The 14,065-nt window shown below is 53.6% G+C and carries 14 protein-coding genes, 1 pseudogene and 1 riboswitch; of the genes and pseudogenes, 10 read left to right on the forward strand and 5 right to left on the reverse strand.

All coding sequences use genetic code 11. From position 1 onward, the window contains the following. From lacNas_RS01390 to pyk, 3 genes are all read left to right on the forward strand, one after another. On the forward strand, nt 1-585 hold a 585-nt coding region (locus tag lacNas_RS01390; protein ID WP_507762769.1), incomplete at its 5' end, for a single stranded DNA-binding domain-containing protein. Nucleotides 586-801: 216 nt separating this feature from the next. Next, complete coding sequence (pfkA, locus tag lacNas_RS01395) at nt 802-1,761, forward strand: 6-phosphofructokinase (RefSeq protein WP_201331655.1); 960 nt, start codon at nt 802-804, stop codon at nt 1,759-1,761. A 39-nt stretch (nt 1,762-1,800) separates the two neighbouring features. Then, entirely contained in the window at nt 1,801-3,570 is a 1,770-nt protein-coding gene (gene pyk / locus lacNas_RS01400; RefSeq protein WP_201331656.1) for a pyruvate kinase, read from the forward strand. Between the two features lie 290 nt (nt 3,571-3,860). On the opposite strand, the pseudogene lacNas_RS01405 reads toward pyk, so the two are convergent. The 5 genes and pseudogenes from lacNas_RS01405 to lacNas_RS01425 all read right to left on the reverse strand — a co-directional run. After that, nucleotides 3,861-4,499, reverse strand: a pseudogene (locus lacNas_RS01405) (ABC transporter ATP-binding protein); the annotation flags it as partial. 96 nt (nt 4,500-4,595) lie between these two features. Then, a complete protein-coding gene (locus lacNas_RS01410) occupies nt 4,596-5,378 on the reverse strand; it encodes an ABC transporter permease subunit (protein WP_201331658.1) in 783 nt (260 codons plus the stop codon). A gap of 15 nt (nt 5,379-5,393) precedes the next feature. Further along, nucleotides 5,394-6,374: an aliphatic sulfonate ABC transporter substrate-binding protein gene (locus lacNas_RS01415; protein ID WP_201331659.1), complete on the reverse strand. Its 981-nt coding sequence runs from the start codon at nt 6,372-6,374 to the stop codon at nt 5,394-5,396. Between the two features lie 7 nt (nt 6,375-6,381). After that, the gene (locus lacNas_RS01420) at nt 6,382-7,914 is read right to left on the reverse strand and encodes an AMP-binding protein (RefSeq protein ID WP_201331660.1); all 1,533 of its coding nucleotides are present in this window, start codon (nt 7,912-7,914) and stop codon (nt 6,382-6,384) included. Further along, nucleotides 7,911-9,083: an acyltransferase gene (locus lacNas_RS01425; protein ID WP_201331661.1), complete on the reverse strand. Its 1,173-nt coding sequence runs from the start codon at nt 9,081-9,083 to the stop codon at nt 7,911-7,913. Before lacNas_RS01425 ends, lacNas_RS01420 begins: the two co-directional genes overlap by 4 nt. A gap of 188 nt (nt 9,084-9,271) precedes the next feature. On the opposite strand from lacNas_RS01425, the gene lacNas_RS01430 reads away from it, so the two are divergent. The 7 genes from lacNas_RS01430 to lacNas_RS01460 all read left to right on the forward strand — a co-directional run. Continuing rightward, nucleotides 9,272-10,150, forward strand: coding sequence for a CvfB family protein (locus tag lacNas_RS01430; protein WP_201331662.1), 879 nt, complete (start codon nt 9,272-9,274; stop codon nt 10,148-10,150). Beyond that, nucleotides 10,143-11,039 carry a site-specific tyrosine recombinase XerD gene (xerD, locus tag lacNas_RS01435; RefSeq protein WP_201331663.1) on the forward strand — a complete coding sequence of 299 codons (897 nt, stop codon included), beginning with the start codon at nt 10,143-10,145 and terminating at the stop codon, nt 11,037-11,039. The genes lacNas_RS01430 and xerD overlap by 8 nt, the downstream gene beginning before the upstream one ends. Before the next feature lie 17 nt (nt 11,040-11,056). Continuing rightward, nucleotides 11,057-11,413, forward strand: coding sequence for a reductase (locus lacNas_RS01440; protein WP_201331664.1), 357 nt, complete (start codon nt 11,057-11,059; stop codon nt 11,411-11,413). After that, nucleotides 11,400-12,134 (forward strand): segregation and condensation protein A, encoded by a 735-nt coding sequence (locus tag lacNas_RS01445; protein ID WP_201331665.1) that lies wholly within the window; start codon nt 11,400-11,402, stop codon nt 12,132-12,134. The genes lacNas_RS01440 and lacNas_RS01445 overlap by 14 nt, the downstream gene beginning before the upstream one ends. Continuing rightward, nucleotides 12,124-12,726 (forward strand): SMC-Scp complex subunit ScpB, encoded by a 603-nt coding sequence (gene scpB / locus lacNas_RS01450; RefSeq protein ID WP_201331666.1) that lies wholly within the window; start codon nt 12,124-12,126, stop codon nt 12,724-12,726. The genes lacNas_RS01445 and scpB overlap by 11 nt, the downstream gene beginning before the upstream one ends. After that, on the forward strand, nt 12,726-13,442 hold the full coding sequence (locus lacNas_RS01455; RefSeq protein ID WP_201331667.1) for a pseudouridine synthase: 717 nt from the start codon (nt 12,726-12,728) through the stop codon (nt 13,440-13,442). The genes scpB and lacNas_RS01455 overlap by 1 nt, the downstream gene beginning before the upstream one ends. Before the next feature lie 26 nt (nt 13,443-13,468). Then, nucleotides 13,469-13,584, forward strand: a riboswitch (FMN riboswitch). Between the two features lie 79 nt (nt 13,585-13,663). After that, nucleotides 13,664-14,065: ECF transporter S component (locus lacNas_RS01460; RefSeq protein ID WP_201346526.1), on the forward strand; the 402-nt coding region annotated here is incomplete at its 3' end.

Genomic DNA, 14,065 nt, shown 5'->3' on the forward strand with positions numbered 1-14,065 from the left:
GGCCGGCATGCCGGCGAATTGGGCAGCAATGCCGTCTTTACCGACGGCAGCAGCAGCGAGAAAGTGACCGTGTTTACTGACCAGTACCGCCGCTTTGCCCAGCTGCTGGCGCCTGACGGCTTGTATCTGCTGCAAGTCGACAAAAGAGAAGACCAGGAAGACGGGCGCGGCTACCAGTTTATCCTGCGCGACTTGAAACCGCTGGACTTAAAGCGCCTGGAGCAGGAGGCGGCCGTCAAGCCGGTGGAAGTCCGGCCCAAGGAAATTGCCCTGGAGCGCTTTTTTGACGAACGCTACCAGACCAAGCGCCTGGGCGACTTCCGGGTCAAAGAGCGTGGCCGGGCCCTGGGCAAGCTGCTGGCGGTGCGCTATTTGGAAGACAAGCGGGGCCAGAAGATGGCGACTTTGATCTTTGCTGACTCTTCCGGGCGCTACCGCTGCTGGCTTTTTGCTGCAGAAATGCGGCAATTGCAGCTGGACTTAAAGCCGGACGGATACTATCTCTTGCAACTGGAAGCTTTGAGCGGACAGGGGGCGCTGGACTTCAAAATTTATGGCCTGCGGGCCGTCAATCTGCAGTCTTAAGGGGGCAAAAACAACTTGACCAATTTGCTTTTTTGAAAAAATCTAACTTTAGTGAAAAAATTAGTAAACGCCAGGATAGGATTTGTAAGCCCTAACAGCTGAAAATGCTGAAAAAATCGAATTTAAACCAGATTTTACAAGACTTTATGCGGTAAAAATGTTATGATTTATGTGATGTGAGATATTACACAATTTAAATCATGATGAGGTGAATTCATGAAACGGATTGGTATTTTGACCAGCGGCGGTGACGCCCCTGGTATGAATGCAGCCGTAAGAGCCGTAACCAGAGTCGCTATTGCAAACGGTTTGGAAGTTTTCGGCATCAGATACGGTTTTGCAGGTTTGGTCGCAGGCGACATCTTCCCATTGGAAAGTGAAGACGTAGCCCACTTGATCAATGTTTCCGGTACTTTCCTCTACACTGCGCGTTATCCTGAATTTGCGGAAGAAGAGGGCCAAAAGGCAGGTATTGCTCAATTGAAGAAGCACGGCATCGACGCTGTAGTTGTCATCGGTGGGGACGGTTCCTACCACGGCGCTTTGCAGCTGACCCGCCACGGCTTCAACTCAATTGGTCTGCCAGGCACGATCGACAACGACATCCCTTACACGGATGCCACGATCGGCTATGACACGGCGTGCATGACTGCAATGGACGCGATCGACAAGATCCGTGACACTGCTTCAAGTCACCACCGGGTCTTCATTGTCAACGTAATGGGCCGCAACTGCGGCGACATCGCTATGCGTGTCGGCGTAGCCTGCGGGGCAGACGCGATTGTCATTCCTGAAAAGCCATATGACGTTGAAGAAATTGCTAACCGCCTGAAGCAAGCCCAGGAACGCGGCAAGGACCACGGCCTGGTTGTCGTTGCTGAAGGCGTCATGACTGCTGACCAGTTCATGGCTGAACTGAAGAAGTATGGTGACTTCGACGTTCGTGCCAATGTTTTGGGCCACATGCAGCGTGGTGGTACGCCAACGGTTTCTGACCGTGTGCTTGCTTCCAAGCTGGGCAGCGCAGCTGTTCACTTGCTGTTGGAAGGCAAGGGCGGCCTGGCTGTCGGCGTTGAAAACGGCAAGGTTACTTCACACGACATCCTTGATTTATTTGATGAGTCTCACAAGGGTGACTATGACTTGTTAAAGCTCAATGAAGATTTATCAAGATAGTTGTTTTTATAGTTTTTGATTTAGGGAGATTTTTTCAAGATGAAAAAAACGAAGATTGTTAGTACTTTAGGACCAGCTTCAAACGATATTGAAACTATTACCAAGTTAGCCGAAGCAGGCGCAAACGTATTCCGTTTCAACTTCTCACACGGTGACCACGAAGAACACTTGGCAAGAATGAACATGGTTCGTGAAGTTGAAAAGAAGACTGGCAAGCTTTTGGGCATCGCTCTGGACACCAAGGGTGCTGAAATCAGAACCACTGACCAAGAAGGCGGCAAGTTCACGATCAACACTGGTGACGAAATCCGCGTGTCAATGGACGCAACCAAGGCCGGCAACAAGGACATGATCCACGTTACCTACCCAGGTCTGTTTGACGACACTCACGTTGGCGGCACTGTATTGATCGATGACGGTGCTGTTGGCTTGACTATCAAGGCCAAGGACGAAGAAAAGCGTGAACTGGTTTGTGAAGCTCAAAACACTGGCGTAATCGGCTCAAAGAAGGGTGTTAACGCTCCAGGTGTTGAAATCCGCCTCCCAGGGATTACTGAAAAGGACACTGACGACATCCGCTTTGGTTTGAAGCACGGTATTAACTTCATCTTTGCTTCATTTGTACGTAAGGCTCAAGACGTTCTTGACATTCGCGCACTTTGCGAAGAAGCTGACGCATCATACGTTAAGATCTTCCCAAAGATTGAATCACAAGAAGGTATCGACAACATCGACGAAATCTTGCAAGTTTCAGACGGTTTGATGGTTGCCCGTGGTGACATGGGTGTTGAAATCCCATTCATCAACGTGCCGTTCGTACAAAAGACTTTGATCAAGAAGTGCAACGCTTTGGGCAAGCCAGTTATCACTGCTACTCAAATGCTGGACTCAATGCAAGAAAACCCACGTCCAACTCGTGCCGAAGTAACTGACGTTGCCAACGCCGTACTTGACGGTACTGACGCAACCATGCTGTCAGGTGAATCAGCAAACGGTTTGTACCCAGTACAATCAGTTCAAGCTATGCACGACATCGACGTTCGGACTGAAAAGCAAATGGACAGCCGGAACACTTTGGCCCTGCAACGCTTTGAAGAATACAAGGGCTCAAACGTAACTGAAGCTATCGGTGAATCAGTTGTCCGGACTGCTCAAGAATTGGGCGTTAAGACCATCATCACTGCTACTAGCTCCGGCTACACTGCTCGTATGATCTCCAAGTACCGTCCAGACGCAACCATCGTTGCCTTGACTTTCGATGAAAAGATCCAACACTCATTGGGTATCGTATGGGGCGTTGAACCAGTTTTGGCAAAGCAACCTTCAAACACTGACGAAATGTTCGAAGAAGCTGCTCGCGTAGCCAAGGAAAAGGGCTTCGTAAAGGACGGCGATCTGGTAATCATCGTTGCCGGCGTACCATTCGGCCAATCAGGTACTACCAACTTGATGAAGCTGCAAATCATCGGCAACCAAGTTGCTCAAGGTTTGGGCGTAGGTACTGGCTCAGTAATCGGCAAGGCAGTTGTTGCCAACAGTGCTGAAGAAGCCAACGCTAAGGTTCACGAAGGCGACATCCTGGTAGCTAAGACTACTGACAAGGACTACATGCCAGCCATCAAGAAGGCCAGCGGTATGATCGTTGAAGCTTCTGGCTTGACCAGCCACGCAGCTGTTGTCGGCGTATCACTTGGCATTCCGGTTGTTGTCGGCGCTGCTGACGCAACTTCAAAGATCGCTGACGGCTCAACTCTGACTGTTGACGCTCGTCGCGGCGCAATTTACCAAGGTGAAGTTTCAAACCTGTAATTTAAGATTGCAAGTCTGACAACCACAGATAAAAAGAGCTCGATCGCATGACCGAGCTCTTTTTTTGCCCTTTTTTCTTTAAATGCGGGGAAAGCAGAAGCCAGATTCAGCCTCTCTCAGCGCCTTTATGCCTAAGGCAGGGAAATCTCCGTCAAGCAGCAAAAGCCCCCTAGCGGGCCTAATGCTGGCTTGCTATAGAGGGGCAAGGGCGCGGCTAAGGAAGAGCCGAAACGGTTAAGGGCAAACTAAAAGCTTCAGCAAACAGTTTGCTGAAGCTTTTTAGATATGGGCTAGGCGGCAGCGTCGTCTTCGCCCAGGATGATTTCCAAAGTGTCGTGCACGATCTTGTCTTTTGCCAGTTGGGCTTGATCATCGTACTGGTCGCGGAAGTCGTTGACCATTTCAGCGGCAATCCCGTGGTTCTTGATGACCCAGATCTTGTTGGCCATGATGGTTGCCTCACGGACGTCGTGAGTGACCAGAACCGTGGTGATGCCTTCTTCCTTGCATACTTGCAGGATCAGTTCCTGCATCTTGCTTCTGGTCAGGGCATCCAGGGCACCGAGCGGTTCGTCCAAAAGGAGCAGCTTCGGTGAGGAGATCAAGGCTCTGGCCAGGGCGGCTCTTTGTCTCTGCCCGCCTGAAAGGGTGGCTGGATACGCGTCAGCGTAGTCTTCAAGGCCGACTCTGGCCAAGAGGCGCTTGGCCTTGTCAAGGTCGTCGGTTGTCAACAGCAGGTTGCCCAGCACGGTCTTCCAAGGCAGGAGCCGGTCGTCTTGGAACATTACCCGGGCCTGCTGGTTCAAGCCGCTTAATTGCTGGCCGTTGAAGGTGATGGAGCCGCCGGTCGGTTTTTCCAAGCCGGCGATCAGCCGCAGCAGGGTGGACTTGCCGCCCCCGCTCATCCCGACCAGGGCGATAAACTCGCCCTTGGAGATTCCCAAGTTGACGTTCTTTAAAACTTCCTTGTCGCCGTAAGTTTGGCTTAAGTTGCTGATGTCAAGAAAAGACATGGCTGATTCCTCCTATTCCGTAGTGCGGCTGTTGCGCCAGTCAAGCAAGATGACTTCGAAGTTGTGGGCGATAAAGTTGGACAGTTCCCCGAGCAGGGCGTATAAGACGATGCAAAGGTAGATGGTGGTCACGTCCATGTACTGCTGGGCGTTGGTGGACATGTAGCCGATGCCTGAGTCTGCTGAAACGGTCTCGGCCACGATCAAAGCAACCCACATGGTCCCCAGGGCGTAGCGGACGCCGATCAGGATGGTTGGCAGGGCTCCTGGGAAGATGATGTCTTTGAACATCTGCCACTTGGACAGCTGGTAGGCCTGGCCCATTTCCAAAAGGTCAGGGTCAATCGAGCTGATGCCGTGGTAGGTGTTGATGTACATCGGGAACAGGCAGGCCAGGGAGATCAAGGTGATCTTTGAGCCTTCGTCGATCCCCATTACCAGGATGATCAAGGGAATCAAGGCCATGTTGGGAATCGTCCGGAGCATCTGGATGGTAGTGTCAAAAACCTGCCGGAAGACTTTTGAAGTCCCTGAGCAGATGCCCAGGATAAAGCCGCTGCCGCCACCAATGAGGAAACCCATGGTAGCCCGGTAAAGGCTGATGCTGATGTTCTTTTGCAGGGTGCCGCTTTGCCAGTCTTTGACGGCGGTAGCCAGAACGGCAGTCGGGGCAGGCAGGAATTCTGACTGAATCCATTTAAACTGCACGCTGATTTGCCAGAAACAGATGATGGCAACGGGCAGGACCCAAGGCAATAGGTCTTTTTTCCAGTTAAAAGCTTTTTTCTCTTGCATTGAGTAGCCTCTTTCTTACTTCATGTCGATAACGTACTTGCTGATCTTCGGGTCGGTCTTGATGACGCCAGCCTTATAGAAGGTGTCGGCCATCGCCTGTGACTCTTTGATTGCGGTCTTGGTAACGGCACCGAAGTCGTAGGAGCGCCGGGAGATCATCTTCTTGACGACGGATTCCTTCAGGCTCATGGCCTTGGCCAGCATCTTGGTCAGCTTGGCGTGGTGCTTGTTTGCCCAGGTCATGTCCTGGCTGAGGTACTTGATCAGCAGCTGGCTGACGGCCTCGTTGTTCTTGGCGAACTTCTGCGTTGACATGATGTAGCTGCGGTTGTTGTAGGAAACGTCGTCACCCGTGTAAAGCAGGGTTGAACCGCTGGCTTCCAGCTGGGCAGTGGTTGGGTCCCAGGCAACGATCGCGCTGACCTTGCCCTTGGAGTAGGCCACAGTTGCGGCACTGGTTTCCAGGTTGACCAGCTGCACGTCGCTGGACTTCAGACCGTATTTGGCCAGCAGAGCCCGGATGAAGTATTCAGAAGCCGTGGACTTGGTGTAGGCAATCTTTTTGCCCTTCAAGTCGGCCACGGTCTTGATGCCGGAAGACTTCTTGACAAGGAGGCCGGTCCCCTTGCTCTTAGTACCGCCAGTCGCGATGTAGGCTAGCTTGCTGCCCGCGGCCAGGGCGGTGATTGGCGGCGTGTCGCCGCAGCGGGCGTAGTCGATTGACCCTGAAGCCAGGGCCTGGACTTCTTCAGCCCCGGAAGAGAATTCCTTGAAGACCACATTGTAGCCCTGGGCCTTCATCTTTTTCTTCAAAACGCCGCGGGTTTTGGAGATGGCGACTTCGTCACCGGACAGGTAACCAATCTTGATCGTCGTCAGTTTGGAGCTCGATGAGCTGCTGCTGCCGACTTGGGAATAAACGACCACGCTGGCCCAAAGGACCAGCAAAACAGTCAAGAAAATTTTTCTAGCCAGGTGTTTGTGCTTCTTTTTCATGAAAAATCTAAGCTCCTTGTTTCTCTAATTGAACCAGTTCAGCTGCAAGTTCCGGCCGTTTGATTTTTCCAGTCGGGTTAAGCGGGAATTGATCCACGAAAAAGATCTTGCTTGGGCAACGGTAGGATGCCAAATTCTTGCGGCAGTGCTCGTCGATTTGCTGGCGGGCTTGCTGAGGGTCGATGCCGGCTCTCGGGTCAAGCACGATGGCGGCAGTAACGACTTCGCCATAGAACTCGTCCGGGGTTGGAACGACGGCGACGGCCTTGACGAAAGGCAGTTCAGAGATGACGTTTTCGACGATGATCGGGCTGACCTTTTCACCGCCGCGGTTGATCAGGTGCTTGATTCTGCCTTCCAGCCACAGGTAGCCGTCTTCGTCAAAGTAACCCAAATCGCCAGTATGGAACCAGCCGTTTTGGAAGTCCTTTTGGCTGCCGGACAGGTAGTGGGTGATGACGTGGTGGCCCTTGATGCAAATCTCGCCTTTGACATTGCTTTCTTTGCCGTATTCGTGATACTTGCCGTCGGCGAAGATGGCCATTTCGGTGTGGTAAGGCTTGCCGGCCGACCCGATCTTGATGGCATCCAGCGGGTTAAGGGTGCATTGTGAGCAGGATTCGGTCATCCCGTAGCCTTCAAGCAGGGGAACATGGTAAGTCTCCAGGAACTGCTTGTGGCGGGCAACCGGCAGCATGGCTGAAGCGCAGCGGATAAAGCGCAGGCGGTTTTGCGGGTTGGCCTTGTAGGCGGCCAGGGCGTTCTCATTCTTCAAAAGGATCATGACGATCGTCGGCACGATTGAGGACCAGCTGGCATCGGCTTCATGAACCCAGCCCCAGAAGCGGCTGGCTGAGAACTTGGGCGCGATGGCGATTCTGCCGCCGGCCAAAAGGCTGCTGGTCGTCAGAATCATTTGCGCATTGATGTGGAACATCGGCATGACGACCAATACCGTATCATCCGGGGTCAAGCGGTGGCTGTCCTTGTCATACTGAGCAGCAGCCCGCATCATGGCGTGAGTCAGGCCGACCTGCTTTGGCTTGCCGGTAGTCCCGGAAGTGCTCAGAATCAAGCCAAGCGATTCTTCAGTCGGTTCACAGGAGCGGCCGGCTGCCAGGCCAGGCTTGCAGAAGAAGACCAGGTCAGGCATGGTCTTCAAGTTTAAAGCGAAGCTCTGAAAGCCAGGCAGGTCGATTTCATCAGCCATTTGCTGGTCGACCAGCAAGGCCGGGTATTCCAGTTCGTCAAGCTGGCGCAGGAGCTCCCGGGCCGGAGTTGAAGCAGAGACCGGGTGCGGAGTGATGCCCATGCGCCACATGGCCTGGTTGATCGGAATATAGACCGGGCTGTTGGCCAGGCGCATCAAGACACGGTCGCCTCCGGCCAGATTGCTGGCGCGGAAGCACTTTTGCAAGACCGCCACGTCGTCTTCAATGTCCTGGCCGGTAAACCAGAGGTGACGGCTGAGGTCCATCAAAATGTTGCGGTTTTGGTTCTTTTGGATGTTTGCTTGTAAGTCGGTAGTTAAACGGGTCATGATATTTCTCCTTTAAAACGAGCGATCAATTTGCGACCGTTTGGTCGACCAATTAAGCGGCCAAATGGCGGTGTCATGTATAAAAAGTCGGCGATCAGCCAGGTCAGTCCCAGGCAGGCCGCGTATCCAAGCGGCAGCAGGGCCAGGATGATCCATTGGTTGAGCTGAACCTGTTCCAGGACATTGGACAAAAGCACGATTGAAATCGAGTGAACCAGGTAGACGCCGAAGGAAATGGCGCTGGAGCGGTCGACCCAATGAATGAAAGCAGGCTTTTTCTCCAGCCAGCTGCTGCGCTTTTCAGCGTAGAGCAGGCAAAGCGTGAAGATCGTGGCGATCATGGTGACCGCGTAGACCATCATGTAAGGCTGGTGGATCAAGTTGGCCGAGTGCTGGCTGAGATGCAGCGCGCGGACGTTGAACTGGTACAGCAGCAAGGTGCCCACGGCCGTCAAGGCAGTAGTCTTGAAGACCAGGCCCCGGTTCTGCAGCAGCCAGCGGGTGAGCTGGTTGTAGTGGCACCAGGCCCAGCCGCCCAGGATGAAGTAGAACTGGTAGAAAATAATGTTGTTGCCGTAGTACTTGAGCAGGTACGGCCAGGAGCTGTGGTCCATGCTCGGGTAGAAGTACTTGGCCCAGACCATCAGGCCCAGCTGTAAAACAGCGCTGAGGGCAAGCAGGAGATTGAGATGGTTTTTAAATAAATCAAACAGCTTGAGCACCAGCGGGAAGATCAGGTACAGCTGGAACATCAAGAAGATGTAGTAGAAGTAGAACTGATTACCCTTGCTGATGGCATCCAGCCAGCCGGTGAACCAGGAGTTCCAGCTGAAAGTGCCGCTGCTCAGCAGCAAAAAGGCTAAAAAGACCCCGTTCCAAAACAGGTAGGGGATGCCGCTGCCGATGTAGCGCTTCTTCCAAAACTGGGGCCAGTTTTGTTTTTCGGGCCGGCCGTAATAGCTGAGGAAAAGCACCAAACCGGTGATGAACATAAAGCCAAAGCGGGGAAAGTGCAGGATCAGGTGAGTTGACACCAGCACGCGCCCGGCAGCCGTGTCCTTGTTGCCCAGTGCCGCGGCGAAGGTACTGGTAACGTGGTTGAGAACAACGCCGAACATAAAGAAGCAGCGCATCAAGTCAACCTCGTAAAGGTGTTTTTTCTTGGTCATGATAACCTCCTTTGATGTTTACATAGGTTAATTAAAGAAGTTGGTCAAACGTTGATTAAAAATAGAAGAAAATGTGCTGGAAATGAAAAAAATTAGCGATAGGGCAGAAATTAGATTAGCAATGGCTTTATTTTCTCCGGCCAATCCCGTATACTAGCATTAGAATTATGTAAAGTTGGAGGCAGAATATGCTTGGTGAAATCCGTACCGGAAAAATAATCGACAGCAACGCCGACGCCTATTTCGTGCAGGTCGACGGGGTGACGTTCAAATTGAAGAAACAAGAGCTGACGCAGGAAGAAACGCCCAAAATGGGCGATGCAATCACTGGTTTTGTTTATGACAACCAAAAGCACGAACGGGAAATGACCCAGTTTTTGCCTTTTGCCCAGCAAGACCAGTACGGCTGGGCCACGGTGACCAGAGTACAGCGGGGTTTGGGGGTTTTCCTGGATATCGGCCTGCCAGACAAGGACGTGGTCATGTCCCTGGACGACCTGCCGCTTGATCAAGCCCGCTGGCCACAAAAAGACGACCGTTTGCTCGTCCGGCTGGAAACGGATGAAAAGGAAAGAATATGGGCCAAGGCAGCTGATGAAAACATTTTCGAGCAGGTTTCAGTACGTTTTCCAAACAATCTGGTCAACAAGAACCTGCTGGCCCGGGTTTATTCCAGCAAGTCCCTGGGCTGCTTTGTCTTGACCAATGACTACTACTTGGGCTTCATCCACGCCTCGCAGATGCAGCAGCCGCTGCGGCTGGGCGAGGAGGTCAAGGCCCGGGTGATCGGCGTCAGCCAGTACGGCCGGCTGAACATGAGCGTTTTGCCGCGGGCCTTTGAAGAAATCGACGATGACGCGGCAATGATTTTGATGTCTTTGCGGCGCAAGGGCGACAAGACCCTGCCCTTCAGCGACAAGAGCGACGCTCAAGCCATCAAGGACTACTTTGGAATTTCCAAGTCGGCCTTCAAGCGGGCCCTGGGAAACTTGATCAAGCGGGGCCTGGTCAGCCAGGACAAGGAAGCCGGCACGATCACGATGATCAAGGACGCTGAAGATGAATAAGCTCACGGAGCAGATTGACGACTACCTGCGCTACAGCCAGATTGAGCGGGGATTGAGCCAGAACACGATCGCGGCATACCAGCAGGACCTGCAGGAGTTTCTGACCTTCGTGAAGGCCGAGCAGCTGCCGGGCTGGCCGCTGGAAGCAGTCGAAATCGATGCCTTTTTGGCCAAAGAGCGCGACCTGGGCAAGGCCAACAGCTCGATCAGCCGATTGGTGTCGACCCTGCGCCGCTTTTACCAGTGGCTGGTGCGCCAGCAGCTGATTGCCCTGGACCCGATGAGCCAGATTGATGCCCCGAAAAGGGAGAAGCGGATGTCGCTGGCCCTGACTGAGGCTGAGGTCAGCCGCCTGCTGGAGCAGCCCGACGTAAACACCGACCTGGGCCTGCGCGACCGGGCCCTGCTGGAATTGCTCTACGCGACGGGGATGCGGGTCAGCGAGGCGATCAGCCTGCAGCTGGGCGACGTGCATGCTGATTTGCGGCTGATCAAGGTTCTGGGCAAGGGCAGCAAGGAAAGGCTGATCCCGGTGAGCGACCTGGCCCTGGAATGGGTGAAAAAGTACTTGCCCGTGCGTGAAAAGCAGCTGCTGAAAAGTGGCAAAAACAGCGACTACCTTTTCTTAAACAGCCGCGGCGGCCAGCTTACCCGGCAGGCAGTCTGGCAGAAGATCAAGAAGTACTGCGGGCAGGCCGGAATTGACAAGGACGTGACGCCCCACACTCTGCGCCACAGCTTTGCCACGCACTTGCTGGAACACGGGGCCGATTTGCGGGTGGTGCAGGAAATTCTGGGCCATACCGATATTTCGACGACGCAGATCTATACCAACCTGACGCAAAAGCATATCCTGGACGTCTATCAAAAGACGCATCCCCGGGTTTGACTGAGAAGGTGATCGATGTGTTAGTACCATATAAGAAGGACTATGAAAAAGTAGCGATGGGCCTGCTGTCCTATCTGCCGGATTTCAAAAACCTGCAGAACCTCCAAGAGGAGATGCAGCTGTATGCTGCCGATCCGGCGCACCGGCTGTACCTTTACCGCGACCAGGAGCAGAACATCGTCGGCTTGGTGGGCTGCGAGATCGGGTCCGGCTGCCAAGTGCTGCGCTACTTGTCGCTGGCACCGGGCTTTCGCGATGATGAGCACTTCACGCGGCTCATGCAGGAACTGAAACAGGAATCCGGCAAGCTGAAGCTGCTGACGGTTCCGGAATATACATATTTACTGAAGTATCTGAAAAATGATGAACGATAGCATGACCATTGAGCTGCCGAATTTTGAAGGTCCCCTGGACCTGCTGCTTCACTTGATTCGGTCTCAGGAACTAGACATTTACGACATTCCGATCGCGCGCATCACGCAGCAGTATCTCGATTATCTGCAGCAGATGCAGCAGCTGAACCTGCAGCTGGCCGGGGAATATTTCGTGATGGCGGCAACGCTGCTGCGGATCAAGTCCCAGTACCTGCTGCCCAAAAACGACTTTGTGGAAACCGAGGAAGACCTGCCCGACCCCCGGGAGGAACTGGTGGAGCAGCTGGTTCAGTATTCGGTCTTCAAGAAAATATCGGCCTACTTCAAGGTCAGAAACGACGAGGTGCCGGTTTTGGCCGCCAAAGAACCGAGCGTGGCCGCTGACGCCAAAGTGCAGCCGCTGCCCCTAGGGCAGATCAGCCGCCAGGAGCTTACGGCCAGCTTTGTCCTGGCCATGCGCCGCTTCAAGAAAAGACACGACCACGCGCAAGTCACCTTGACCGGCCGGCCGATTCAGGAGATGATTGCCTGGGTCAAAGAGGAACTGGACCAGCAGCCGGTGTCCAGCTTTTTTGCCTTGAGCGACCAGGTGGCCAGCCTGGCAGACCTGGTCGGCCTGTTTTTGGCGATCTTGGAGCTGGTCAAGGACAAGTATCTTAAAGTTAGTCAAAAGCGCCGCTTCGGCGACTTAGAGTTAGAGAGAATCAAGCATGACGAGTAAAATTGCCCAGCTGGAAGCCCTGCTGTACGTGGCTGGCGACAGCGGAATCAAGTTCAGCCAGCTGCAGGAGCTGCTGCAGGTTGGCGAAGCTGAATTGAAGCAGGCCGGCCAGCAGCTGCAAGCGAAACTGGCGGCTGATCCAGACAGCGGGCTGCAGCTTTTAGAAATCAATGATGAATACAAGCTGACGACTGCCGGAGAAGTCAGTGACCTGGTGGAAGCCTATTTCAACAAGGATCTGACGAAAACCATCAGCCAGTCGGCTCTGGAAATTCTGGCGATCGTGGCCTACCGGCAGCCGATCACGCGGATCGAAATTGACGAAATCCGCGGCGTGAATTCTTCCGGCGCCCTGCAGACTTTGGTTTGGCGGGGCCTGGTCAAATCCCAGGGGGTCAAGGAGGCCCCCGGGCACCCCAAGCTGTACGTCACGACCGACTATTTCCTGCAGTACTTCGGCTACAAGTCCCTGGCTGACTTGCCGGTGATCGAGAACTTCGAAGACAGCAGTTTCGATGCCGACGGCCAGGTCAATTTATTCGCGGAAAACGGCACGGCTGACGAAGCCTTGCAGAAGATGGAGGATTTATAATGCAGGAACGTTTGCAAAAAGTAATCGCGCAAGCAGGTATCGCTTCCAGAAGAGAAGCTGAAAAGATGATTCTGGCCGGCCGGGTACGGGTTGACGGGCAGGTCGTGACCAAGCTGGGCACCAAGGTCAGCTCGATCGAACAAGTCGTGGTCGATGACCACCCGATCGAAAGAGAAAGCCACCATACTTTCCTTTTTTACAAGCCGCGGGGGGTTATTTCCACGGTCAAGGACGACAAGGGCAGAAAAACGGTGGCAGACTACTTTGCCGACCTGCCATACCGGCTTTATCCAGTCGGCCGCTTGGACTACGACACTTCCGGCCTGCTGCTGATGACCAACGACGGGGAACTGGCCAACCTGCTCATGCACCCGCGCAATGAGGTCAACAAGGTTTACGTGGCCAAGATCAAGGGCATCTTGCAGCCTGACGAGATCAAGGCCTTGAAGAAGGGGGTCAAGATCGGCCGCTACCAGACCAAGCCGGCACAGGTCAAGGTCTTGAAGACCAACCCTCGGGCCCAGACTCAGATCGTGCAGCTGACGATTCATGAGGGCCACTACCACCAGGTCAAGAACATGTTCAAGGCAGTCAACCACCTGGTTGAGAAGCTTTCCAGAGAGCGTTATGCCTTCCTGGACCTGCAAGGCCTTACATCCGGACAGTACCGCGAATTGAGCCACAAAGAAGTTGACAGACTCAAGCGGGAGGACTAGAATGTAAGGGTAACCAAATTAGTATAAGTTGTCTTCGGGGCAGGGCGAAAATCCCGACCGGCGGTGCAAGTCCGCGAGCCACGCATGTGGTTGAATGCTGTAAAGCTACCGATAGTTATAGTCTAGATGGAAGAAGGCAGACTCTGGAATAATAAGCAAGCTTGTTAAGAAAGGTCTGTTGCTCTTCAAGGCAACGGACTTTTTTAATGGAGGTATGTCAAATGGAAGCTGCCAACAAACGTACAGCTAAATCAGTCAGCAACTGGCTTGCTTATGCCATGATCGGGGCGATCGCCTTTGTAGTCATGAAATTCGAATTTCCGATCATGCCCGGGGTCAGTTTTTTGAAGATGGACTTTTCCGACGTCATCGTCGTGATTGCCACTTTTGTATTCGGCATCGGCGGCGGGGCAGCCGTGGCTTTGATCAAGTGCCTGGTTTCTTTGATCTTTGCCGGTTTCGCTCTGCCGTCTCTGGTGGGTGAAATTGCCGCCTTCCTGGCCTCAATGGCCTTCGCTTTGCCTTTTTACTACCTGGCCGGGTCGGTCAAGGAAGAAGACCGCAAGCACCTCAAGGGCTACCTGCTGCCGGCAGCGGGCCTGCTTTTGGGCGTGTTGTCACTG

The sequence above is a fragment of the Lactobacillus nasalidis genome (assembly GCF_016587775.1).
Lineage (GTDB): Bacteria > Bacillota > Bacilli > Lactobacillales > Lactobacillaceae > Lactobacillus > Lactobacillus nasalidis.